Source organism: Butyricicoccus porcorum, assembly GCF_002157465.1.
Lineage (GTDB): Bacteria > Bacillota > Clostridia > Oscillospirales > Butyricicoccaceae > Butyricicoccus_A > Butyricicoccus_A porcorum.
Window position 1 is genome coordinate 108,167 of the sequence record NZ_NHOC01000005.1, and the last position, 24,485, is coordinate 132,651.

The 24,485-nt window shown below is 54.1% G+C and carries 21 protein-coding genes and 1 pseudogene; 14 read left to right on the forward strand and 8 right to left on the reverse strand.

Annotated elements, in window-relative coordinates; genetic code table 11:
* Positions 1–25: 25 nt before the first annotated feature.
* The 5 genes from dpaL to lexA form a co-directional block, all read right to left on the reverse strand.
* Positions 26–1,276, reverse strand: coding sequence for a diaminopropionate ammonia-lyase (gene dpaL, locus CBW42_RS06365; protein WP_087018881.1), 1,251 nt, complete (start codon positions 1,274–1,276; stop codon positions 26–28).
* Positions 1,277–1,433: 157 nt separating this feature from the next.
* Positions 1,434–2,063, reverse strand: a complete 630-nt coding sequence (locus CBW42_RS06370) for a helix-turn-helix transcriptional regulator (protein ID WP_407922955.1) — start codon at positions 2,061–2,063, stop codon at positions 1,434–1,436.
* Positions 2,064–2,495: 432 nt separating this feature from the next.
* Positions 2,496–2,708, reverse strand: a complete 213-nt coding sequence (locus CBW42_RS06375) for a helix-turn-helix domain-containing protein (protein ID WP_087018885.1) — start codon at positions 2,706–2,708, stop codon at positions 2,496–2,498.
* A 248-nt stretch (positions 2,709–2,956) separates the two neighbouring features.
* Positions 2,957–4,993 carry an ATP-dependent DNA helicase RecG gene (gene recG / locus CBW42_RS06380; protein ID WP_087018887.1) on the reverse strand — a complete coding sequence of 679 codons (2,037 nt, stop codon included), beginning with the start codon at positions 4,991–4,993 and terminating at the stop codon, positions 2,957–2,959.
* Positions 4,990–5,589 (reverse strand): transcriptional repressor LexA, encoded by a 600-nt coding sequence (lexA, locus tag CBW42_RS06385; protein ID WP_087018889.1) that lies wholly within the window; start codon positions 5,587–5,589, stop codon positions 4,990–4,992. The genes recG and lexA overlap by 4 nt, the downstream gene beginning before the upstream one ends.
* A 271-nt stretch (positions 5,590–5,860) precedes the next feature.
* Here lexA and CBW42_RS06390 point away from each other — a divergent pair, with 271 nt between their 5' ends.
* From CBW42_RS06390 to CBW42_RS06410, 5 genes are all read left to right on the forward strand, one after another.
* Positions 5,861–6,211, forward strand: coding sequence for an Asp23/Gls24 family envelope stress response protein (locus CBW42_RS06390; protein ID WP_087018891.1), 351 nt, complete (start codon positions 5,861–5,863; stop codon positions 6,209–6,211).
* Positions 6,212–6,271: 60 nt separating this feature from the next.
* A complete protein-coding gene (locus CBW42_RS06395) occupies positions 6,272–7,930 on the forward strand; it encodes a DAK2 domain-containing protein (RefSeq protein ID WP_330395844.1) in 1,659 nt (552 codons plus the stop codon).
* Between the two features lie 11 nt (positions 7,931–7,941).
* On the forward strand, positions 7,942–8,601 hold the full coding sequence (pth, locus tag CBW42_RS06400; protein WP_087018893.1) for an aminoacyl-tRNA hydrolase: 660 nt from the start codon (positions 7,942–7,944) through the stop codon (positions 8,599–8,601).
* A gap of 139 nt (positions 8,602–8,740) precedes the next feature.
* Positions 8,741–9,244 carry an RNA polymerase sigma factor gene (locus tag CBW42_RS06405; protein WP_087018895.1) on the forward strand — a complete coding sequence of 168 codons (504 nt, stop codon included), beginning with the start codon at positions 8,741–8,743 and terminating at the stop codon, positions 9,242–9,244.
* Positions 9,231–10,238 (forward strand): zf-HC2 domain-containing protein, encoded by a 1,008-nt coding sequence (locus CBW42_RS06410; RefSeq protein ID WP_087018897.1) that lies wholly within the window; start codon positions 9,231–9,233, stop codon positions 10,236–10,238. The genes CBW42_RS06405 and CBW42_RS06410 overlap by 14 nt, the downstream gene beginning before the upstream one ends.
* 65 nt (positions 10,239–10,303) lie before the next feature.
* On the opposite strand, the gene CBW42_RS06415 is transcribed toward CBW42_RS06410, so the two are convergent.
* Both CBW42_RS06415 and pgeF read right to left on the reverse strand, forming a co-directional pair.
* The gene (locus CBW42_RS06415) at positions 10,304–11,860 is read right to left on the reverse strand and encodes an ABC transporter substrate-binding protein (RefSeq protein WP_165761089.1); all 1,557 of its coding nucleotides are present in this window, start codon (positions 11,858–11,860) and stop codon (positions 10,304–10,306) included.
* The gene (gene pgeF / locus CBW42_RS06420) at positions 11,857–12,666 is read right to left on the reverse strand and encodes a peptidoglycan editing factor PgeF (protein ID WP_087018901.1); all 810 of its coding nucleotides are present in this window, start codon (positions 12,664–12,666) and stop codon (positions 11,857–11,859) included. Before pgeF ends, CBW42_RS06415 begins: the two co-directional genes overlap by 4 nt.
* A 340-nt stretch (positions 12,667–13,006) precedes the next feature.
* On the opposite strand from pgeF, the gene rny reads away from it, so the two are divergent.
* The 3 genes and pseudogenes from rny (at position 13,007) to CBW42_RS06435 (ending at position 16,003) form a co-directional block, all read left to right on the forward strand.
* Positions 13,007–14,542: a ribonuclease Y gene (gene rny, locus CBW42_RS06425; RefSeq protein ID WP_087018903.1), complete on the forward strand. Its 1,536-nt coding sequence runs from the start codon at positions 13,007–13,009 to the stop codon at positions 14,540–14,542.
* Positions 14,543–14,763: 221 nt separating this feature from the next.
* Positions 14,764–15,381 (forward strand): annotated as a pseudogene (locus CBW42_RS06430) (BglII/BstYI family type II restriction endonuclease); the annotation flags it as partial.
* Positions 15,356–16,003, forward strand: a complete 648-nt coding sequence (locus tag CBW42_RS06435; protein ID WP_087018905.1) for an MT-A70 family methyltransferase — start codon at positions 15,356–15,358, stop codon at positions 16,001–16,003. The pseudogene CBW42_RS06430 and the gene CBW42_RS06435, both read left to right, overlap by 26 nt.
* A 146-nt stretch (positions 16,004–16,149) precedes the next feature.
* Here the strand turns inward: CBW42_RS06435 and CBW42_RS06440 are convergent, their stop codons facing one another.
* Positions 16,150–18,207: an ATP-binding protein gene (locus CBW42_RS06440; protein WP_087018907.1), complete on the reverse strand. Its 2,058-nt coding sequence runs from the start codon at positions 18,205–18,207 to the stop codon at positions 16,150–16,152.
* A gap of 277 nt (positions 18,208–18,484) precedes the next feature.
* Here CBW42_RS06440 and CBW42_RS06445 point away from each other — a divergent pair, with 277 nt between their 5' ends.
* The 6 genes from CBW42_RS06445 to CBW42_RS06470 all read left to right on the forward strand — a co-directional run bounded on the left by CBW42_RS06445 (position 18,485) and on the right by CBW42_RS06470 (position 24,400).
* The gene (locus CBW42_RS06445) at positions 18,485–19,351 is read left to right on the forward strand and encodes an amino acid ABC transporter substrate-binding protein (RefSeq protein WP_087018909.1); all 867 of its coding nucleotides are present in this window, start codon (positions 18,485–18,487) and stop codon (positions 19,349–19,351) included.
* 140 nt (positions 19,352–19,491) lie between these two features.
* Positions 19,492–20,169: an amino acid ABC transporter permease gene (locus CBW42_RS06450; RefSeq protein WP_407922956.1), complete on the forward strand. Its 678-nt coding sequence runs from the start codon at positions 19,492–19,494 to the stop codon at positions 20,167–20,169.
* An 18-nt stretch (positions 20,170–20,187) separates the two neighbouring features.
* The gene (locus tag CBW42_RS06455; protein ID WP_087018911.1) at positions 20,188–20,949 is read left to right on the forward strand and encodes an amino acid ABC transporter ATP-binding protein; all 762 of its coding nucleotides are present in this window, start codon (positions 20,188–20,190) and stop codon (positions 20,947–20,949) included.
* Positions 20,950–21,241: 292 nt separating this feature from the next.
* The gene (locus tag CBW42_RS06460) at positions 21,242–22,420 is read left to right on the forward strand and encodes a 4-hydroxybutyrate dehydrogenase (protein ID WP_087018913.1); all 1,179 of its coding nucleotides are present in this window, start codon (positions 21,242–21,244) and stop codon (positions 22,418–22,420) included.
* Positions 22,421–22,556: 136 nt separating this feature from the next.
* Positions 22,557–24,008 carry a 4-hydroxyphenylacetate 3-hydroxylase family protein gene (locus CBW42_RS06465; RefSeq protein ID WP_087018915.1) on the forward strand — a complete coding sequence of 484 codons (1,452 nt, stop codon included), beginning with the start codon at positions 22,557–22,559 and terminating at the stop codon, positions 24,006–24,008.
* A gap of 125 nt (positions 24,009–24,133) precedes the next feature.
* On the forward strand, positions 24,134–24,400 hold the full coding sequence (locus CBW42_RS06470; protein WP_087018917.1) for a hypothetical protein: 267 nt from the start codon (positions 24,134–24,136) through the stop codon (positions 24,398–24,400).
* Positions 24,401–24,485 lie beyond the last annotated feature (85 nt).

A 24,485-nucleotide genomic window follows, 5' to 3' on the forward strand; every position in this document is an offset into this window, starting at 1 on the left:
ATTGTATGTATCAAACAGCCGGTGTTTATCTCGGCTTTCTGACGTCGTCCTCTGCAAACGGTTCGCGGATGCCGTACAAGCCGTCCCAGACCACCTCACGGAAGCGAACCGGATCGGTGTTGCCCTCCGTCGAAACCAGCAGCACCTCGGAATTTTCATCCAGCTTCAGCGCCGCGCGGATGTCCGCATGATTCTCCCGCGCCATCACAACACTGAGGAAGCCCATGGTGACGGAACCGGATTCGCCGGAAATAATCTCCGGATCGCCCGCCATCGGAACGCCGTACACCCGCGTGCCGCGCGCACTCATCCAGTCCGGACAGGAGACAAATGCCGCCGCATGGTTGCGCAGGATATCCCACGCAATCGTATTGCCTTCGCCGCAGGCAAGGCCTGCCATGATGGTGACCATGTCACCGGTGACATTGACCAGCTCACCGGTCGCCTGTTCCGCACTGCGGTACAGGCAATCCGCCGCATTCGCTTCGACCACCACCATGATCGGCGGATTCTCCCGGTAACGGTTGGCAAAATAGCCAATGACCGCACCTGCCAGAGAACCGACGCCCGCCTGAATGATGACATGGGTCGGGCGCTCACAGCCGTCTGCAAGCATCTGCCGGTCTGCCTCGAGTGCGAGCGTGCCGTAGCCCTGCATGATCCACGACGGGATTTCCTCATAGCCGTCCCACACGGTGTCCTGTACCATGACGCCGTGTTCGGTCTGCGCCGCCTCAGCTGCCGCCATGCGGACACATTCGTCATAGTTCAGTTGTTCAATCGTGACCTCCGCGCCCAGCTTGCGGATGTTCTCCAGCCGGGTCGGTGTTGTGCCCTTCGGCATGCGGACGACAGCCTTCTGCCCCAAACGGTTTGCTGCCCAGGCGACACCGCGGCCATGGTTGCCGTCGGTCGCCGTGAAGAACGTCGCATGTCCGAACTCTTTACGCAGCGCGTCTGATGTCAGCACGCTGTACGGCAGCTCGGAGACATCGCGTCCGGTCTGCTTTGCGATGTAGCGTGCGATGGCAAACGAACCGCCCAGCACCTTGAAGGCATTCAGACCAAAGCGATAGGATTCATCCTTCACGTACAGATTTTTGATTCCCAGATACTGTGCGAGATGCCGGAGGCTGTGCAGCGGCGTGACGCGGTATTCCGGGAAGCTCTTATGGAAATGATTGGCCTTGAGGACATTGTCCGGGCTCATAATCTCCAGGTATCGGTCATCCGTCCCGGGGACATGGTTTTCTGTAAATTTCATTGTTACATCCATGTGATCCAACCTCCGTTCCGCATCGGTCATTCGACCAAATTTCTTATCCCTATCATAGCACACGCACGCGCGATTGCAAGCCTTTTTTCAAAATATTTTTAGGTTTATACAAAAATTTTTAGGTTTGGTTTTTGTGCAGTTTATCCTCCAGTATGCCTTATTTACTGCTTCCGATGTAGCTGTACAGTGTAAACTTGGAAATGCCGAAATAATTCGCCACCCTGTCACCCGAATGGGTAATCAGAAATGCACCGGCGTCGTTGAGGAACTTGATGGCGGCGACTTTATCGTCCTTGTTCATCAGTGCGACCGGCTTGCCGACGAGCGCAACCGACTGCTCCAGCAGCTGGTCGAGCAGCTCGCTGACGTTATGGGAAATCTCCGGCGGGCGTTCGGTCTTGGGCGCAGAGGTCAGGTTTTCCAGCGCATTCTGTGCCGCGAGCAGGGTGGAAATATCAAAATTGATGGCAAAGATATATTCCGGCTTTCCCTCGTCATCCTTGATGTAAATGGTGGAGGATTTGAGCACCTTGCCATCGGTTGTGGTGGTCAGATAACCGGAGCGGTCTTCCGGCACCTCGCCGTCGGTCTTCATTGCCTTGAGCACGACCTCCGACGGGCCATCCCCGACCTTCCGGTTGGATACATGCCCGTTTTCGATGTGGACAATGGACTGGTTCAAATCCTTCGACCGCAGGTCATGAATGACAATCTCACAGTTCGGCCCGAACTGCTGCGCCAGACTGGCTGCGACCTGCTTTAATATCTGTAGCGTTTTCAAAACCACATTCACTCCTGTCTCTTCTGCGTGCGCCCGCCGCATGGCGGCTGCGGCAGGTGTATGTATTTGCCTACAGTGTATCATATTTCCCATTCGATTGTCATATCTTCCGCCAAAATTCCGATGGAGGACATTGATGTTCTTCGTGGAATGTGCTACATTTATGATATTCTAATATCACAGCATTCGGTTTTGTCCAAATAAACCGGAACTACGCGCAGAGATAAAAACACGTCCCGGTAGGTAGTCCGGGAGCGGCGGCAGACCCGCCGTCAGTAACCTGCCTCCTTTGGTTGTCCGTTCTCTGCATCGCCATGCAAAAAAAGGAGGATCTGCAGCGGCAGTTTGAACTGCGGAAGGAAAAACACAGGCAGAGGCACCGCGGGCACTGACCGCAAAAAAAGACCGCCGGAGCGATGCTCCGGCGGTCTTTTGCCGTTATCTTGCTGTTTTGGGATTGTCGGTGCGCCCGAGCAGGTAATCGACGGATACATTATGAAAATCCGCCAGCCGAACCAAAACTGCTGTCGGGATGTCGATGTCTCCCCGTTCATAATTGCTGTAGACGCGCTGACTGCATGACAGGATCTTCCCCATCTCTGCCTGCGTAATATCTTTATCTTCCCTCAGATCGCGTATCCTGTGATACATACTCACGCTCCCCTTCGTGAGATGATGAAATTATTATAAATAAGTAAAATATCCTCTTTTTGGTTTTAGCGGATATTTCGCTAAAAAATAACAAATTTCACCCAACTGTATATCGACCAATGCCACTTTCCGGACAGATTCCCTGTCCAAATCCCCCTCGGCATGCTGGAACAAAATCCGAAGCCCCGTGTCCCCCGACGCCGGACTTCGGATTATTTTCATTTTTCGTTATTTATATCATTCTGCTCTCAGTTAAAGCTCCCTTCTCCGTACTGCGCAAACAGCTTTTCCACCCGTGCCCGCAGTTCAGGCTCGCGCACCAGCTCCGGGTCATCTGCCAGAAGCGCATCCGCTGCGCGCCGCGCCTGCTCCAACACGCGCGTATCTCCCGCCAGGTCTGCCAGCTTCATCGGCGGCAGACCGTGCTGCCGTGTGCCGAAAAAGTCGCCCGCACCGCGCATCTCCAGATCCTTCTGTGCGATGACAAACCCATCGTTGGTATGCACCAGCGTTTTGAGTCGTTCGCGCGCATCCGCGCCGCGGTCAGCGCCGTAAAAGACACAGTAGGACTGCCGCTTTCCGCGCCCCACGCGCCCGCGCAGCTGATGCAGCTGAGACAGGCCAAAACAGTCACCGTCTTCCACAACCATCAGCGTCGCATTCGGCACATTGACGCCGACTTCGATGACGGTTGTAGAAACAAGAATATCAATATTTCCAGCGGCAAAATCCGCCATAATCTGTTCTTTTTCCGCCGCTCTGGTGCGCCCGTGCACGAGTGCGACGCGGCGGTGCGGCAACACACCTGACAGGCGCTCTGCCGCGCTCTCCGCACTGGTGCGCCCACTCTCGCCGTCGCCGACCAGCGGACAGACAACATAGACCTGTCCGCCCTCGGCGCACTGTTTGTCGATAAACCGATCAATCCGCTGGCGCATGGTTTCACCGACGGCATACGTCTTGATTTTCTGCCGTCCGGGCGGCAGCTCATCGATGACGGACACATCCAGATCGCCATACAGAAGCAGCGCAAGCGTGCGCGGAATGGGCGTCGCAGACATGACAAGCAGGTGAACATTTTCCCCCTTCGCCGTCAGCGTCGCGCGCTGATTGACACCGAACCGGTGCTGTTCGTCCACGATTGCCACCGCAAGGTCGTGAAACTGTACCGTATCCCCCAGCACAGCATGTGTGCCGATCACGACAGAAACTTCCCCTGCTTCAATCGCCTGTACGGTTTCACGTTTTTGCTTCGCACCCATCGAGCCGACCAGCAGACCGCACGACACGCCGAGTTTTTGCAGCAGCGGCGCCAGCGTCTGCATATGCTGCTGTGCGAGCAGCTCGGTCGGCGCCATCATGACTGCCTGCCGCCCGTTCTTCGCGGCGAGGTAACACAGCGCCGCCGCGACCATGGTTTTGCCGGAACCGACATCACCCTGAATGAGACGGCTGAGCGGCCGACCGGCGGCGATATCCAGCGTGCACGCCTCAATGGCGCGCATCTGTGCCCCGGTCAGTGAAAATGGCAGCGCACGGTAAAACGCATTCAGGCTCAGATCGCGCAGCTGTGCGCCGCTCTTTCCCGACCGCCGCGCGCGCAGAAATCCCATACCGCACGACAGCAGGAAAAATTCTTCAAATACCATGCGGCGGCGCGCCTGCTGTGCCTGCCGCATATCCTGTGGACGGTGGATGCCGGCGAGCGCGTCACGGATGGGCGCAAAGCCCTGTTGCTCCCGAATGGCTTTCGGCAGAAAATCCGGAAGGTCATCCGGCACGGCGGCAAGCGCCGCGTCGGTCACGCGGTACAGGTCGCGCTGGTACAATCCCGCCGTCAGCGGATACACCGGGAGCACCCGCCCGGTGCGGTCGTCCGCGCCGACCGGCTCGAACTCCGGCGACAGCATGACAAATCCACGCCCCTCCGCCTGTACCTTTCCGTAAAAGGCATATTCTTTTCCGGTCTCCAGCGCAGCCGCCGCATATTTGTGGTTGAAAAAACGCAGTGTCAGTGCGCCGCTCTCATCATACACCGTGCAGCGCGTCACATCCATGCCGCGGCGGATGTGTGCGGTTTGGGGCGGTGTTCCCACGACAGCGTGCACACATTGTTTTTCTCCGTCCAGCAGATGTCGGATGGGAGTGATGTGCGTGCGATCCTCATAGCCGCGTGGATAGCACTGTACCGCATCCTCCAGTGTCACAATGCCGAGCCTGCCGAGCAGCTCCGCTTTTTTCGGCCCGATGCCGCGCACAAAGCGCACATTGTCCTGTAGCTTCATACCGGATAACTGCGCACGACCTTGGCGACAACACCCAGAATGCGGGCATAGTCACCCGGAATGGGGTGATAGGCCGGATTTTCCGGCATGAGCCAGATGTGCCCGTCCTCCTTCTCCAGCCGCTTGCAGGTCGCTTCGTCTTCAATCAATGCGACCACAATCTGTCCACGCTGCGCATAATTCTGGCTGCGCACGACAATATAATCTCCGTCGAGAATGCCCGCGCCGATCATGGAGTCGCCCTGAATGCGCAGGGCAAAAAAGTCGCCGTGCCTGCCGTCCAGATCGACATGCAGCACGCCCTCTGCCTCCTCAACCGCGAGGATCGGCATGCCCGCGGTGACGCGCCCGAGAATCGGCACAGCATCTCCACCGGGCGCGCCGCTGCCCGCCAGCGTAATCGCACGCGTCTTATGGTCATCCTTTTCCAGATATCCCAGCTCGCGCAGGTGCTTGAGGTGTGCATGCACCGACGACGGTGAGCGCAGCCCAACCGCCGCCGCAATTTCCCGCACGGACGGGGGATAGCCCTGTTCGGCGGTATAGTCGCGGATAAATGTCAAAATCTGTCTTTGTTTTTCGGAAATTGGCCGCATGATGCCCCATCCTTTCCCATCCGTCATTCCTGAATACTTTTATTTTACCGAATTCCATGCAAAAAAGCAAACAAATGTTTGTTTTTTACGTCAGACAGAAATGCCATTACCGAACACTTCTATTTTATGTGCCGGATAACAGCAACTTCGTCTGGAGCAATCGTAAAATCCTCTTGTCGCAACTGCAAAAATATTATAAAATAAGATTGAATTATTCTGTAAACCATCCCAATCAGGAAATTGGATTCCATTGTATAGAGGAGGAATTGTGATGACGATCAAAGCCGATCTCGGATTTATCAATATCGCGCCGGAAGTGCTGGCGGATATCGCGGGCTATGCGGCGATGAGCTGCTTCGGCGTCAAAGGCATGACCATCCGTTCTGTGTCCGACGGCATTGCACACCTGCTGCGCCGCGAAAACATGTCGCGCGGCGTGCGCATTACCGAAGCGGAGGATGGCGGTGTCAACATCGACCTGCATCTCGCCGTGGAGCACGGTGTCAACATTGCAACGGTCTGCCGCTCCATTATCAGCGAGGTTCGCTATAATGTCGAGAAAATGACCGGTATTGATGTCAAAAACGTCGACGTATATGTCGATGCCATTCGGGCGGACTGAGTGAGCTGTCCATGAACGTGCGTGCATCTGCGCGCCAGCATGTAAAGGAGGGCAATTTCATTGTCGAAACTGATTGACGGACAGCTATTCTGCGCTATGGTCATCGAGGGCGCACTGTCCATTGAAGAAAAAAAAGAAGAAGCAAATGAGCTGAATGTATTCCCGGTTCCGGACGGTGATACCGGAACCAATATGTCGCTGACGATGGCGTCGGCGAAAAATGAGGTATCCAAGCTGGCCGAGCCCGACCTGCCGGCAGCGAGTGCGGCGACGGCATCCGCACTGCTGCGCGGCGCACGCGGCAATTCCGGCGTCATTCTGTCGCTGCTGTTCCGCGGCATGTCCAAGCAGCTGAAAAAGTGCAAGACTGCCAAGGGACAGGATCTTGCACTCGCTCTGCATGAGGGCGTACAGGCGGCGTACAAGGCAGTCATGAAGCCGGCGGAAGGCACCATTCTGACCGTTTCCCGCGTTGCGGCACAGCATGTACTCGAGCTGTGTCAGTCCAACCCGGACATCGACTGCGGCGAGGTTCTGCGCGCCGCCATCGACAAGGGCCATGAGGCACTGGCAGAGACCACGCACCAGAACCCGGTTCTGGAAAAGGCGGGCGTCGTCGATGCAGGCGGCTTCGGCTTCCTGACCATCCTCGAGGGCATGTACGACGCGTATAACGGCATCCACAAGGAGCGCAAAATCGCTGCTGAGCCGGAGCATGCAAAGACCGGTGCGACGTTCTCGGACATCAAGGACGAGGATATCACGTTTACCTACTGCACCGAATTTATCGCAGAGCGCCGCGATAAGTCGCGCAATGTACAGCGCCTGCGCGCGTTCCTCGACAGCATCGGCGACAGCCTTGTTGTTGTTGATGACGACGATATCATCAAGGTTCACGTACACACCGACCGCCCGAACGAGGCGCTCGAAGCAGGTCTGAAGTTCGGCCAGCTGCTCACCGTCAAGATTGAGAACATGCGCCAGCAGCACTCCGCGAAGATCGTCGAGGAAGCTGCCGGTCTGGAAAGCAAGGAGCGCAAAATTGCCGAGCCGGAGAAGAAATACGGCTTTGTCTCGGTTGCCGCAGGCGACGGACTGGTCAGCGTATTCAAGGATCTCGGTGTAGATGAGATGGTACAGGGCGGTCAGACCATGAACCCGTCGACCGACGACATCCTGCACGCCATCGACGCTGTCCCGGCGGAGATTGTCTTTGTCCTGCCGAACAACAAAAACATCATCATGGCGGCAGAGCAGGCCGTTCCGCTGTGTGAGAGCAAGACGGTCGTCATCATTCCGACCAAGAATATCCCGCAGGGCATTTCCGCAATGCTCTCGTTCGACGAATGTGCCGAGCTGGATGAAAACCGTGAGGCCATGCTGGACGCAGCAGCAAATGTCCGTTCCGGACAGGTCACCTATGCCGCACGCAATTCCGATTTCGACGGCAAGAAGATCCGCGAGGGCGAATATCTTTCGCTGTTTGAATCCAAGCTGTGCGCCAACAGCCGCAAGCTGGATGACGCGGTCAAAAAGCTCATCCGCGAAATGACACGTAAGGACTGCTCGTTTATCAACATCATCTATGGCGCCGATATGACCGAAGAAGATGCGGCACGCGTCGAGAAGATGGCACACAAGGAGGCGCCGGACGCGGAAATCACCATCATCAACGGCGGCCAGCCGGTTTATTACTTTATTCTCTCCGCAGAAGGCTGATTCACAAACCCATGTCTATTTTTGATATTTTCGCAAAACTTGAACAGGAAAAGAAATCCAAGTCCCCTGCACAGCCGGTGGAATGGCTGGTTGTCGGACTGGGCAATCCCGGAAAGAAATATGAAAACACCCGCCACAACACCGGTTTCCGCGTAATAGACGCGCTGTGTGCCAAGCACGCTGTGCGCTGTGACCGCGCGAAATTCCAGGCGCTGACGGGTGAGGCAGTGCTCGGTGGGAAGCGGGTCCTGCTGGTCAAGCCGCAGACCTTTATGAATCTGTCCGGCGAGGCGGTTCGCGCTGCCGCGGATTTTTACAAAATCCCTCCGGAGCATATTCTGGTCATTTTCGACGATATTTCCCTTCCGGTCGGCACGCTTCGCATTCGTCCGAAGGGCTCTGCCGGCGGACAGAACGGCGTTAAGAACATCATCGAACAGCTTGGTTCCGACCAGTTCCCGCGCATCAAAGTCGGCATCGGCGCAAAGCCGCATCCGGACTACGATTTAGCGGACTGGGTGCTGTCCAACATCACAGAGAACGAGCTGCCCGATATGAATGACGCGGTGAACCGCGCCGTGCTCGCAGTGTCCGAACTGATTGAAAACGGCGTCCCCTCTGCCACGCAGAAATACAACGGCAAAGCGGCGCAGCCGAAAAACTGCAAATGATTTCCCGGCACAGGCTGTCCCTCATTGGACAGCCTGTTTTTTTGAAAATTTTTCCTGTTTCCGTGTAACGAATTTGCACGAAAACGAACTAACAGGTAAAGACAGAAAACAAACCACTGAAAAGAAGGGGGTGAGCGGTATGGCACACGGCGGGGATTTATATGAACAGCATGCACAGCAGGTCTACCGCTACCTGTATGCGCTGACGCACGATGCGGACACCGCAGAAGAACTGACGCAGGAGACCTTTTATCAGGCGATGAAAAGCATGCACACATTCCGCGGCGACTGTACCCCGCAGGTCTGGCTGTGCGCCATCGCAAAACGGCAGTGGTACCGCGAGCTGGAGCGGCGAAAACGCACAGCGGAGCTGGATGAAGACCATCTGTCCACGCTGGCAGCACCGGATGATCCGGCTGCCGAGGTCCAGCAGCGCGACGAACGGCTGAATCTGTACCGCGCCATGCAGCAGCTCCCGCCGGAGACGCGGGAAGTCCTGTATCTGCGGCTGACGGGCGGGTTTTCGTTCCGCGAGATTGGGGATATCCTGCGGCACACGGAAACGTGGGCGCGTGTGCGGTTCTATCGTGGCAAAGAACAGCTGGTAAAAATCATGGGAGGTGTTTCCAATGAAAGCGAATAAACTGGACTGCTGCATTGTCCGCGACCTTTTGCCCTCTTATATTGAAGGGCTGACCGAGCCGGAGACCACAGAACAGGTCTCCGCCCATCTGGACGAATGCGCGGCATGCAAACAGCTGGAGCACGACATGCGCACACAGATTCCCGCCGAACCCGTACCGAAGAAATCGCTGCGGTTTCTGAAAAAGGTACAGCGCACCCGCCTGCTGGCGGCGGTACTGGCAGCGCTTGTCACCATACTGTGCGCATGGATGCTGTACGATTCCAGATTTCATTATGCAAATACCGAGTCCGGGCGGATGGCAGCTGTTGAAGACGTCGCCTGCGACGAAAGGCTCAGCGAATATGCGATCAAAGAGGGTTCGCCCATCCATGTAACAGCCTATCTGGAAAAGGACGATTTTCTCTATATTGCGTTCGCCGCGGACAACAGCAGCAACAGCCACGGTATCATGCAGCTGCTACGGGGAATCAACGGAAAATACCGCATTCTTTCCTGTGCGTATTCCTCCTTCCCCTATTCCGCAGGTGTCATGTTTGACGAGATATCCTATATTCGGGAGGTTTCTGACAATACCTATACCGGCAGTCAGAATTTGAATTTTATCGTATTCTCCGGATTTAACTGCGGGGACATCGCTGCTTTCCATTTCCGCTACAGCTATGAGAACCCGATTACCAGTGAAAATGGATTTGTCGAAAAGACATATCCCGTTCCTGACAGCGATTTCCTGATTGTCTGGAGTAACGAAGAACTGCTCAAAGACTTCGGTCTTTCGGGTGATCCGGAAAACACATGGCTGACTCCATCTTCTAAAGTTACATTTCTCGACGAAAACGGGACGGACATCACCGAACAGTACAAAATTTCGGTTAGTCCGTCCGGCGGTGCCCATATCGACTTTGATGACATGCGGCTCACCTATGTACTGATCGGTTCCATCGTTCTGATCGGTGTCCTTGTGATTCTCCACATATTCCGGCGGGACACGTAACTTCTTACAGCTATAGCAAAACCCGGCGGGACTGTTCCCGCCGGGTTTGTTCTGCCCGTATACAATTATGATGCCGACCACGTTTCAATGCCGTGAAAAATCTGATCCGGCCACGGCTCGAACTGCTTCGGCAGTTCGCTCGCCGACGAAATCAACGTGCGCTCAAAGGCAATTGGAATAAGGGGAGTCTGCTCTGCGAAGCATTCCGCGTATTCTTTGCGCGCGTCTTCTTCTTCGCCCTCTTCATACGACGCGAGACCGTTGATAGCGTCCTCCATATCGCTGTCATAATAGCCGCTGAAATTGCGCTCGCCGTTGCTGGAAATCAGTGACGACAGGTCAAAATCGGCGGTCATCGTGTATTCGCCGTAATACAGCTGAAACGACTCATTGCGCAGCTTGCTCTGGCATTCTTCAAAGGTCAGCGGTTTGACTTCCGTCAGAATACCTGCTTCGGTCAGCGTTTCCGCGTATTGCTGGAGCACGGCGCCCTTTGTGCTGTATTTTTCATTATAAATAATTTCTACTTTAAACTGTCTGCTGCGGCTGATATCCAGAAAACCGTCGTCATTGCGGTCATAAATATCCGCATCCTCGAGCAGTTCAAGTGCTTTTTCCTTGTTGTACTCCGGTGCATCCACATCGTCCGGCACCGGGACAATCGGCAGGCTCGCCGCATCCGCACGTCCGGCAAAGCAGGTCTGTACAATGCTTTCGCGGTCGAGCAGCAGAGACAGTGCTGTGCGCACATCCTCATTGTCATACGGCTCCATGTCACAGTTGACACCGAGATAGTGCAGGCGTGTGGTCGGCACGCTGGCGGTATATTTTCCGCCCTGTGCCGGGGACTGCTCTGCATCCGTCTGCATCAGCATGGACAGCTCGCCGCTGCTCAGCAGGTTTGCCGCGCCGGTGGCATCGGACACCGACACCAGTGTAATCGACTCACAGAAACCGACCTTGCCGCCTGTCCGCTGTTCAAACGGAATCAGGCACTTTTTTCCGTCGCTCGTCACAAGTTGATACGGGCCGGAGCCGTCCGGACACTCGTCCTCGTCCGTACCCTTGCGGAGGATCGGAACGTCGAGCAGGGCTGCAAGATTGGAATTTTCCCGGTACAGGCGAATATGTACCTCATCTCCGCTGTATTTCACCGATGAGATGCAGGAAAGCTGATCCTGATAGATGGAATCCTCACGCAAACGCGCATTGTTGAGCGAAAAGACCACATCTGCCGGTGTAACCTCCTGACCGGAGTGGAATTTTGCGCCGGAACGGAGTTTCAGCGTATAGGCTCGGCTGCCGGTCTGCTCCAGCGAATCACACAGCACCTTTTGCGGCTGGAAATTGTCATCGAGCGCAAACAGGCTCTCAAAACACAGCTGGGCAATCAGCTGGTTTTCCGATGACGTACAGGAAAGCGGGTCAAAGCCGTCATTTTCGTTATATGCGAGGGTAAATGAATCCACTGCCTTTACATTGTCTGCCGCTTGATTGACGATCTGTCCGGCATCCGTTTCGCCGCTGCCGCTGCCCGCGCTGTCCTTGCTGCCACAGCCTGCCAGCCCGGTAAGCAGCAGCGCGCCGGCGAGTGCCGCCGCAATTCCGCGCTTTGCTTTCATGATTGTTCTCCCTCCAGCATGATAATGCCCGCCTGTACGCCGCGCCTGCCGTTGGTTGCGCGGTGTGACCAGAATTCGTCGTGCATGCATTTGGTGCACAGACCGCTGTCTGTCACCTTCTTCACGCCTGCATCCTCCAGGCGCATGCGGTTGATGCCCTGTAAATCGATAAAATATTTCGCACCGCGCCGTTCAATAAACGGCTCGACTGCCTGCCCCATTGTTTCACGCATGGCATCCGGCACATCTGCATCCGTTTCAAAACAGCACGAATGAATGGACGGCCCGATGACCGCTTCGATGTTTTCCGGCTGTGCACCATACTGCTCCTGCATGGTGTGCACGGTTTTGGCCAAAATGCCGTTTGCCGTGCCGCGCCAGCCCGAATGGCACACGCCAATGCTCCGGCTGACCGGGTCATGCAGCAATGTAACAACGCAGTCAGCATAATAGCCGCACAGCGGCACATTCGGCAGGTTCGTGACAATGGCATCCGTCTGCCAGCTCATCGGCTGTCCGAGGCCCATGCCCATCGTGTTCTCATCCACCACACGCACACAGTCGCCATGCACCTGTTTGGTCATGGTCATGCGCTCACGCGGTACGCCGAAATGATCCGCGAGAATCTGATAATTTTTCAGTACGTTTTCACGCTCATCGCCGCGGTTAAAGCCGAGATTGAGCGAAGACAGGTATCCTGTGCTCACACCGCCGAATTTGGTTGTAAACAGATGCGGCGTGGTGATGGTATCACAGGTATAGTAAATCAGGCCGTTTTCCTCACGCCTGTGTATCAACTGATCCATAAATATCCTCCTGTACAGGCAAAAATCGCGATTATCCGCCTGTCGTCCCTATTATACTATGCTTTGTTAAAAAAATATAGTGGGAATATAAAATGACGAGATTGTTAAAAATTTCGATGTTTTTTGTAAGATGTTGACAAAATTGCTTGATTCTTAGAATGCTACTGTTTCCCCTGCACAGATACCCCCTGTTGACAATATTTTGTTTTCCGATTACAATAAGTAATAATGCCTTTGTATGAAAACGTATGCGATCTATCGTTTAACCGCACAGGTATTACCTGAAACTTTCCGAAATTTTTAGAAAAAATCACAAAAACAGGAGGTGTGTATCAGAACAATGGTTGGTATTATAATTGCCGCAATCGTCGGCATACTTGTGGGTGTTATCGCCGGCATCGCCTACCGCAAGAACGTCGCCGAAAAGGAAATCGGCAGCGCGGAGGAAGAAGCCAAGCGTATCATTAACGATTCCATCAAGGCTGCGGAGAGCAAGAAGCGCGAAGCAGTACTGGAAGCGAAAGAAGAAATTCACAAAAGCCGCGCTGATCTCGAGCGTGAAATCAAAGAACGCCGCAGCGAAGTGCAGAAAACCGAACGTCGTCTGACACAGAAAGAGGAGACGCTGGACCGTAAAACGGATGCAGCGGAACAGAAAAATGAGGAACTGACCCGCCGTCTGGCCAAGGTACAGAAGAGTCAGGAGGAAGCGGAACAGTACAAGCAGCAGCAGCTGGAACGTCTGGAAAGCATTTCCGGCCTGACCCGCGAGGAAGCAAAGGATTTCCTTGTCAACTCCATCGAGCAGGAAGCCCAGCACGACGCAGCCATCAAGCTGCGCGACATCCAGCAGCGCACCAGGGACGAAGCCGAGCAGTATGCCCGTGAAATGATTTCGTCCGCCATCCAGCGCTGTGCGGCGGATCATGTGGCAGAAGCTACCGTATCTGTCGTGCCGCTGCCGAACGACGAAATGAAGGGTCGCATCATTGGCCGTGAAGGACGCAACATCCGCACGCTGGAAACGCTGACCGGTGTTGACCTGATTATCGACGATACACCGGAAGCCATTACACTTTCGTGCTTTGATCCGGTTCGCCGCGAAATTGCCCGTCTGACGCTGGAAAAGCTCATCATTGACGGCCGCATCCATCCGGCACGCATTGAAGAGATGGTTGAAAAGAGCCGCCGTGAGGTCGAACAGACCATCAAGCAGGAAGGTGAACGCGCCGTCCTCGAGACCGGTGTGCATGGACTGCATCCGGAGCTGGTCAAGCTGCTCGGCCGCATGCGCTACCGCACAAGCTATGGTCAGAATGTTCTCCAGCATTCCATCGAAGTTTCCCACATCGCCGGCATTCTCGCCGCAGAGCTGGGTGTAGACGCCACACAGGCAAAGCGCGCCGGACTGCTGCACGATATCGGCAAAGCAGTTGACCGCGAAATGGAAGGCTCACACGTTGACATCGGTGTTGACCTCTGCAAGCGATACCGCGAGCACAACGACATTATTCACGCAGTACAGGCGCATCACGGCGACATTGAGCCGAAAACCATTGTTGCTTGTCTGGTACAGGCAGCCGATGCCATTTCCGCTGCCCGTCCGGGTGCGCGCCGCGAGAACCTCGAAGCGTACATTAAGAGACTGGAAAAGCTGGAAGAGATCGCAAATACTACCTCCGGTGTGTCCAGTTCGTATGCCATTCAGGCAGGCCGCGAGATCCGTATCATCGTCAATCCGGAACAGGTTTCCGATTCCAAGATGGTTCTGCTCTCCCGTGAAATTGCCAAGAAAATTGAAACCGAGTTGGAGTACCCCGGTCAGATCAAGATCAATATGATCCGTGAGACCCGTGCCGTCGAGTACGCAAAGTAAAATGTTGAAGGAGTTCTGGAAGCACACCAGAGCTCCTTTTCTGTCCATTTGAAAATGTTGAATTGCAATTCTACTTTTGTTATAATAATTTGAACTACATTGAAGGAGCTCCAAAAATGCATCTGGAAGATTATATTGGTGATGACCTTTTTGATAAATTTGAGTTTTATAACTACAACCACGCCCATGAAATTATTACGTAGGCATTTCCCGAAGAATGGAATGAAATTGTCCACTGCCTGAATAATCTCAATATTTCCACAGAAGATCTGAGAGAATCTGGCGGAAATGAAACCAAAATCCCCAGGAAATTTGATGACATGCTATATCCTTGTGGTTGGAGAGAAATTCGCATTTCCGGTGATTTACATATTAAATTCTATCCCAGACAAGCCGAACAACGTGGTCGTTTCTCGAATATCCCTTTTGAAGAACGCACAACAGAAGGATATATCGACGGACATAATATTGATTTTCTAAAAAATCGCATTGCGTTTGATCTAGAGTGGAATAGCAAGGATCAGACCTTTGATCGTGATCTTCTGGCAATGCGGACATACTATGACTGTAATATTATCAGTGCAGGTATTATTGTAACTCGTTCACAGGATCTCAATGATGTTTTCAAAACAGTCTACGATTTTGACAAGAAATCAAATTTCTGGAAGCCAATTATGCGTAAATATGGAGCAAGTACCACTTGGATTGGCAAACTGTTATACAGGCTGGATTCACGCAGAAATGGCGGATGCCCCATTCTTGCAGTTGGAATCAAAAAAAATTGTATTTCCGATTGGAAGGAGGACTATATAGATGAGCACAATCCAAACAACGTCTGATAATCTTCTTGCTTTTTGCGGCTCAAAAAAATATTCTACAATATATGCAGATCCGCCTTGGCGATTTCAAAACCGAACAGGGAAAGTTGCCCCAGAACACAAACGACTGAACCGTTATGAAACCATGACTTTAAAAGATATCATGGAATTACCCGTTGAGCAGGTTGCAGCTGAAAAGAGCCATTTATATCTCTGGGTTCCGAACGCACTTCTTCCCGATAGTTTAGCAGTAATGCAGGCTTGGGGATTCAAATATAAAGGAAACATAATTTGGGAAAAAGTTCGTAAAGACGGGCAACCAGATGGTCGAGGTGTCGGATTTTATTTCCGAAATGTCACTGAAATTCTTTTGTTTGGGATCCGTGGAGAAAACAATCGAACTCTCGCTCCGGCTCGCTCTCAAGTTAACTTAATCCGAACACAGAAGCGCGAACATTCAAGAAAACCGGATGAAATAATCCCAATCATTGAACAATGTTCACCCGGATCATTCCTCGAGCTCTTTGCCCGCGGCGATCGGGAAGGCTGGGATATGTGGGGAAATCAGGCGGATGCAAGCTATGAACCGACCTGGAATACCTACAAAAACCATACCGTAAAACAAACCAATCATCACACTTAATGCTCACTCAGAGAATCTCTGTGGACGTAAATATTCCTCCTCACAGAAATATTCTTTCGTCAGTCAAAATTGAGCTTTATAGCCAAAAAGCGCTGTACCGCGTTCGGTACAGCGCTTTTGCGTTTTGTTCACTTGTTTATTTGCTGTCAGGGTCTGCGGCAGGTCAGCAGAATGACCTGTCGTTCGCGGGCAATTTCGCGCAGCAGCTTCATGCCGCAGGCGGCGCGCTGGTCATCATAGTTGACAAATGGGTCGTCCAGCACAATCGGGACGCTCTCATCTTGATTGTCCAGCAGCACCTTGCACACGGCAAGGCGCAGCGCCAGATACAGCTGGTCGCGTGTGCCGGTGGACAGGCGGAGCTTATCCATTTCCACTGCACTGTTGTCCCGCCGGCAGGTTGCCTCAAAGTTGGTATACAGCTGCATCGCCGTATAGCGGTCGGCAGTCAGGGTTTTCATATACTCCTGTGCCAGTTTGTTGATCTGCGGAGAAACGCGCCCGGTCAGCTCGGCATTGGCACGCACCAGCGATTCCTTCGCCAGCCGGATGGCATCCAGCTGCCAGAGGATACTTTCCTTTTCCTCTTCCAGCCGTTCGCGCAGAGTGCACAGTTCTTCGCGCTTACCGATTTCCTCTGCCTTGCCGCGGCATGCCGCAATCGATTCGTGCAGCGTATTGCATGCCTGACGCGCTTCATCGACTGCGCTTTTTGTTTCGTTCATATGCATACGTGCCTCGCCCTGTGGGCCGGTCGTATCCAGGATATTCAAATAATGCTCTGCCAGGTCGTCATGCTCGCGCTTGCGTGCGAGATAAACGCGCTTTTTCTCGTCGAGCATCTTCATATGCTCCAAAGCACGGGCATCATCTTCTGCCGGAAGCTCCGGTGCGATGCGCTGCATCTGTTCGCGGAAGCTCTCGCGCATTTTTTCCAGATGCTCTGCCGTCTGTGCCTCGCGGCTGATGGCGGACTGCCTGCGGCGCTCCAGCTTGACGCGTTCCTCGTCAAAGTCCATCGGCGGGGAATCGAGAGACTCTGTGCTGCCGACAAACGTGACAATCAGGGCGATGACGGCGCATACAGAGAACAGATATGGCATATATGGTGTCAACGGGCCAAACGGGATGATTTGCAGCAGGCTGACAACCGCCAACACACCGAGTACAACAGCAAGAATCATGGACCAACCGCGGATATGGATATCCGAACGGCTGCGCGAGCTGTTGCTGTAATCGTCCTCTGTCTGGTCGATGTCATCCTTCCATTTCTGATAGTTGGTGGTGACGTCATCCAGCTCTGCTTTTGCGGCGTCATACGCTTCTTGTGCTTCCGTGAACTGCGCAGTAGCGCGCTCCGCGTCTGCCAGCACGCCGAAGGGCGGGAGCTCCGCTTTCAGCTGGGCGAGCCGCTCACGCGACTGCCGTTCCTCGCGCTCTGCCGACTCGCGCTTTGCGACAAAGAGCAGGGTGAAGTCTTCAGTCGCCTGCTGGTGCTCCGCTTCCGCTTCCGCAATGCGCTGCTCGGCCTCGGGCACCTGCGCCTCATAGTTCTGAATCTGTTCGCTCAGGTCGTCCAATCTGCCAATCGACTGGGTGAGCTGTGCGATATCCGCTTCGACCTGTGCATATCGCCCACGGTTTCCCGTGCCGCGCAGGGCATTGCGCCAGTGGTCGAGCTGTGCCACCGCGTTGGAATACATCATGGCGCTGTCACCCGTCGTGGACAGCGCCAGCATGCGGTCACCCAGCTCTCCGGCAGAAAGTGCCTGATCTTGTCCGTCGATCAGAGCGGAGGACTGATAGCCCTCCTCACTCACACCTGTCAAGATGCGTCCGCAGTCCTTTGCAGTCAGCTCAGCGCATTCTTCACCGGTATCGGCATAATGTGCGGAAAACTCCTGCATAGGAGCCGTTCCTTTTCCGGTCTGGCGGCTGATGATGATGCGGCGTCCCTTCCATTCCAGCTCCAGAATGCCGCTCATCGGGTTGCCGTCCGCCGGACGGTATTTCGTCTTGTCCGAAAGCTGGTTTTTTCCGTCACGCCGGCTGGTATTCAGGCCATACAGCATAACGCGCAGGAAATTGCATAATGTCGTTTTACCGCCCTCATTGGGCAGATAGAGCACATTCAGGCCGTCCTCAAAACGGATTTTCTGACCGTCAAGGACACCAAAATGCCCCTGTGCCTGCAAGAATTTCATATCAGTCCCCCTGTTTCCTTTTGAATTTGGGTTTGGACGTTTCTTCTATTATAGCATAGATTTTTGGTATGACAACCAATTGCTGCGGGCAGATTTCCGTTTTCCCGCGTTTTTTATTGTGCTCTGCTATTGATTTATCCGGTTGAAATGTTAAAATAGTATCATATTATATTCGGAGGGGGCGTATCCGCAGGCTTCGCCCCGGACAGAGGGAATGCAGTTCCTTCTGTGCCATTCCACTATTCTTATCTTATACTGAAAAGAGAGGTACATCATTATGAAATTCAAACGCTTGATGGCTATGGCTGCTGTTGCAGCAATGTCAGTCTGCATGCTCGCAGGCTGTGGCGGCAGCAAGTCTGAAGATACTGCCACCCCGGCTGGCTCCGCCGCAGGTTCCGGTGCAGAAGGCTCCGACCAGTCGCTTCAGTACATCCTCGACAAGGGCGAGCTGGTGCTCGGTCTGGATGACTCCTTCCCGCCGATGGGCTACCGCGACGACAACAACGAGATTGTCGGCTTCGACATCGATGTTGCAACCGCTGTCTGCGAGAAGCTGGGCGTCGATCTTGTTACCCAGCCGGTCGACTGGGATTCCAAGGAAATGGAACTGAATGCCAAGAACATCGACTGCATCTGGAACGGCCTGTCCGTCAGTGAAGAACGCAAGCAGTCCATGAACATGTCCATTCCGTACATGGAAAACCACATGGCGCTGGTTGTCCGTCCGGATGACTCCATCAAGAGTATCGACGATATGGAAGGCAAGGTACTGGCTGTCCAGTCCGGCTCGACCGCAGAGGAGGCTCTCGACTCCGAGGATGGTGCAGCCCTCAAGGATATGGTTGCCAGCGTCAACAGCTTCGACGACAACCTGACCGCTCTGATGGATCTGGATACCAAGGCTTCCGATGCTGTCCTGATGGATGACGTTGTTGCGAACTACCTGATTGAGCAGAACAACAAGGACTATGTCGTTCTGAGCGACTTCCTCTATGCGGAGGATTATGCAATTGCGTTCCGCAAGGGCGATGACGCGCTGACCGAAGCTGTCAACAAAGCGCTGCGCGATCTGAAGGCAGACGGCACGCTGGAAGAAATCTCCACAAAATGGTTCGGTTCCGACAAAACTACGGTAGAATAAGCTGATCGTCTGGGGCTGTCCGCGTTGGACAGCCCCTTTTTACATCCCACTTACCTATTTTTATATTCTGCTTACCTAGTATTTACCTATTTTATTACTTATCTAGTACACCTATTACAATAAGGAGTGACCCCCGCCCCATGGAATTTATCGAAAGCATTACCGGGATGAATGCAACTGCATTCCTCTCCATGATCCCCAACATGCTGATCGGCTGTTGGGAGGTCATCCAAATTTTCCTGCTGACCGTCCTGTTTGCCGTCCCGCTCGGCTTCCTCGTCGCGCTCGGCCGCACCTCGCGCTTCAAAATTCTGGGCGGCATCATCCGCATTTATCAGTTGATTGTCCGCGGCACGCCGCTCATGCTCCAGCTGATGTTCTGCATGTATGCCCCGTCCTTCCTGTTTGGCCTCACACCGCACCGCTTTGCCGCGTGTATCATCGCGTTTGTCGTCAACTATGCCGCGTATTTCGGCGAGATTTTCCGTTCCGGCATCCAGTCCATCCCACAGGGACAGTATGAAGCCGGCAAGGTGCTCGGCTATACCAAAACACAGGTATTTTTCCATATTGTCCTGCCGCAGGTCATCAAGCGCGTCATTCCGCCGACGGGAAGTGAATTTATGGTTCTGGTCAAGGACACCGCGCTTGCTCAGATCATTGCGCAGCCGCAGCTGTTTGACATCGCCATCAAGACTGCGGCGAAGAATGTTTCCATTACGCCGTACATCGCAGCCGGTATTTTCTACCTGATTATGAGTGCCGTCGTCGAATTCGCGTTCAAAAAGCTCGAGTCCAAGCTGGACTACTACCGTTGACCGCAGGAGGAATCTGTCATGAATCTGATTGAAGCAAACCACATCGAAAAGAGCTTTGGTGAGCTGCAGGTGCTGCGCGATATCTCCATGCACGTGGCACAGGGCGAAGTTGTCGCCATCATCGGCCCGTCAGGCTCCGGAAAATCCACCTTCCTGCGCTGCCTGACCCAGCTGGAGACCGCTGACCGCGGTGAAATCACCATCTGCGGCAAGCAGATGATGCGCACGGAAAATGGCAATGCCGTTTTCGCTGACCCCAAAACACTGCATGAAATCACGCTGTGTGCCGGTCTGGTGTTCCAGAATTTCAATCTGTTCCCACACCGTTCGGTTTTGCAGAACGTCACCGATGCACCGATCCGTGTGCTGGGTATCTCCAAAGCCGAAGCGGAAAAGACCGCCCGCAGCCTGCTGGAAAAGATGAATCTGTCCGATCGCGCAGATTATTATCCCTGTCAGCTGTCCGGCGGACAGCAGCAGCGCGTCGCCATCGCGCGCGCGCTCGCGCTCAATCCACGCGTACTGTTTTTTGACGAGCCGACCTCTGCGCTCGACCCGGAGTTGACCGGTGAAATTCTTCGTGTTATCCGTCAGCTCGCCGAGGAACACATGACCATGGTCGTCGTCACACATGAAATGGCATTCGCCCGCGACGTGGCCGACCGTGTTATCTTTATGGACGGCGGCGTCATCGTCGAGCAGGGCCGTCCGGAGGAAATTTTCGGCGATGCACAGAATGAACGCACCCGTGCTTTCCTCAGCAGTTTTGCACAAAACTAACAGCACATCCCCAGCTTTCTCAACATTTTCCACAATAAATTTTGAAAAAATGATTTACAAAGTTGTGACATTAGTATAAAATGTAAGCAAGTAACCCGGCTCGATTGCACTCCGTTTATTTGTGACAAAATGTCGAGATATTTTTTCTTGTAACTTCATCACTTTTTGTTGAAGTTTCGCTCAACTTTTGGTACAATCATAGGGAAGGTAACGGAATCCATCCGCCGACTTTTGGATAACCAGCCCCAAAAGGCTTCTTATGCAAGAAAATTTTTTATAGGAGATGTTAAATATGGATGCTTTTAGCAAGGCCCTGCAGGCCGACAAGAGAGAAATCATCATCGCGCCGACCATCTACAAATGTGCGAATTTCGCAGAATTCGCAGAGGAATTCAAGCTGAACGAGAGAGACTGCGTTCTGACCAACGAATTCATCTACAAGCCGTTCATGGAAGAGCTGAACCTGCCGTGCAACTTCGTATTCCAGGAGAAGTTCGGTGTTGGCGAGCCGTCTGAGGCTATGATCCAGACCATGTACGACGCTATCCCGTACGATTCCTATGACCGCGTCATTGCTGTCGGCGGCGGCGCTATCATGGACCTGTGCAAACTGCTCGGCTGCAAGCGCCCGGCTTCCATCCACGAGATGTACTTCAAACGTGAGCCGTTCATCCACGAGAAGGAAGTTATCGCAATCCCGACCACCTGCGGCACCGGTTCCGAGGTTACCAACATTTCCGTTGCAATCGTCAAGGACGAGAAGGACGGCGTTCTGACCGGCGGCGAGACCAAGCTGGGCCTGGTTTCCGATGACATGATCCCGAACAAGGTTTGCCTGGTTCCGGATATGCTGAAGACCCTGCCGTACAAGCCGTTCGCTTCTTCCGCAATCGACGCCCTGATCCATGCAACCGAGTCCTTCCTGTCGCCGCATCGTAAGACCATGACCTCTGAGATGTTCTCCATCAAGGCTATGGAGCTGATCCTGGAAGGCTTCCGCCGCATCGGCGAAGACGGCCCGGACGCTCGCTTCGGCTACCTCGAGGAGTTCTCCATCGCTTCTACTTACGCTGGCATCGCTTTCCTGAAGGCTGGCTGCGCTACCGTACACGGCATGTCCTTCCCGCTCGGCGGCACCTACCATGTACCGCATGGTGAGTCCAACTACGCTCTGTTCGGCAAGATCATGGAGATCTACGACGAGATGGACCCGAACGGCGAAATCCTCGAGTTCAAGAAGCTGGTTGCCCGTATCACCGGCTGCAAGGTCGACAACGCAATCGCATACCTCAACGAGCTGCTCGAGAAGGTTCTGCACCTGAAGCCGCTGCGCGAGTACGGCTTCAAGGAATCCGACATCAAGGACTTCCCGGTATCTGTCGAAGCAAACCAGCAGCGCCTGATCACCAACTCCTACATCCAGCCGTGGACCCGTGAGCTGATGGAGCGTGTTTACAGAGAGTGCTACTAATTGCCGGATAACGCAATATCCCAATACCGTTAGCCTGTAAAACGCAGCGGGTATCGTCCGCGGTACTCGCTGCGTTTCTACTTCAAAGGGGTTCGTTCCCCCTGACTAGAGAGACGACTGAGAGAAAGGATTTACGATCACTATGATGACCAAAGAACAGTACATTGAGTCCCTGCGCAAGCTGAATCTCAACCTGTGGATGTTCGGCAAGAAGGTTGAGAATCCGGTAGACGATCCGGTTATCCGTCCTTCCCTGAACTCCTTTGCCGCTACATACGAGGCTGCGGAGGATCCGCAGTATGAAGACCTGATGGTCGCTACCTCCCACATCACCGGCAAGAAGATCAACCGCTTCACCCACATGCATCAGTCCACCGACGACCTGATTAAGAAGGTTAAGATGCAGCGTATGCTCGGTCAGAAGACCGCTGCCTGCTTCCAGCGCTGCGTAGGCATGGACGCAATGAACGCCGTATTCTCCTCCACCTACGAAATCGACGAGGCGTGCGGCACCAAGTACCATGAAAACTTCGTCAAGTTCCTGACCCGCGTACAGGACGAGGACCTCGCAGTTGACGGCGCTATGACCGACGTCAAGGGCGACCGCGGCCTGGCTCCGTCCAAGCAGGCTGACCCGGACCTGTTCCTGCATGTTGTTGAGCGCACCGCTGACGGCGTTTATGTCACCGGCGCAAAGGCGCATCAGACCGGTTTCGTCAACTCCCACGAGGTTCTGGTTATGCCGACCATCTCCATGCGTGAGGGCGACGAGGACTATGCGATTTCCTTCGCAATCCCGACCGATTCCGAGGGCATCACCCTGATCTACGGCCGCCAGTCCTGCGACACCCGCAAGCTGGAGGAGTACAACGATATCGACGTAGGCAACAAGACCTACGGCGGCCACGAAGTCCTGGTTATTTTCGACCATGTATTCGTTCCGAACGATCGCATCTTCCTGAACGGCGAAGTGAAGTTCGCTGGCATGATCGTTGAGCGTTTCGCAGGCTATCATCGTCAGTCCTACGGCGGCTGCAAGGTCGGCGTCGGCGACGTCCTGATCGGTGCTACCGCTCTGGCTGTTGAGATGGCAGGCTGCGCAAAGGCTTCCCATGTCAAGGATAAGCTGATCGAAATGACCCACCTGAACGAGACCCTGTACGCATGTGGCATCGCATGCTCCTCCCAGGGCTCCAAGACCAAGGCAGGCAACTACCTCATCGACCTGCTTCTGGCAAACGTCTGCAAGCAGAACGTCACCCGCTTCCCGTACGACATCGCTCGTCTGGCACAGGATCTGGCAGGCGGCCTGATGGTTACCCAGCCGTCTGAGGCAGATTACCGCAACCCGCAGCTGAAGCCGTACATCGAGAAGTACCTCAAGGGTGTCGCTTCCGTTCCGACCGAGGATCGCATGCGCGTCCTTCGCCTGATCGAGAACCTGACCATGGGTACCGCAGCAGTCGGCTACCTGCCGGAGTCCATGCATGGCGCAGGCTCCCCGCAGGCTCAGCGCATCATGATTGCCCGCCAGTCCAACATGGAGCAGAAGAAGCAGCTTGCTAAGGCAATTGCACGCATCGACTAATTGATTCTGAACAAACGGTGCTGATTTTCTGGCAATAACGTGACAACAGGCACTCATAGAGCAATTCTGTGGGTGCCTGTCTGTCCGTCTGTGCTCCCCCCAAATTCCGAAAATGAGGTTATGTTATGCTTCACTGTACTGTAAAATTCTGCGGCGGCTGCAATCCGCGCTATGACCGCGGCACCGCATACCGCCAAATTTGCAGCCAGCTCGATGGTATCGCGGGCTTCTCGTACCCGGAGGACGGCGTGCATTACGATGTGCTGCTGATCCTGCGCGGCTGCACGGGCTGTTCGTACCTGTACGAGGAAATTTCAGCGGAGCACCGCATCATCTGCACCGAGCAGGCGGAAGCAGATGGTGCCGCGGCTCGCATCGCCGCACTGGCCTGAACAGCATTGTATTTTATTTTCCGCCTGACGTTTTATCACAAAATACTTTTTCTGGATATCAAAACAGAGAGAAAGGATGATACCA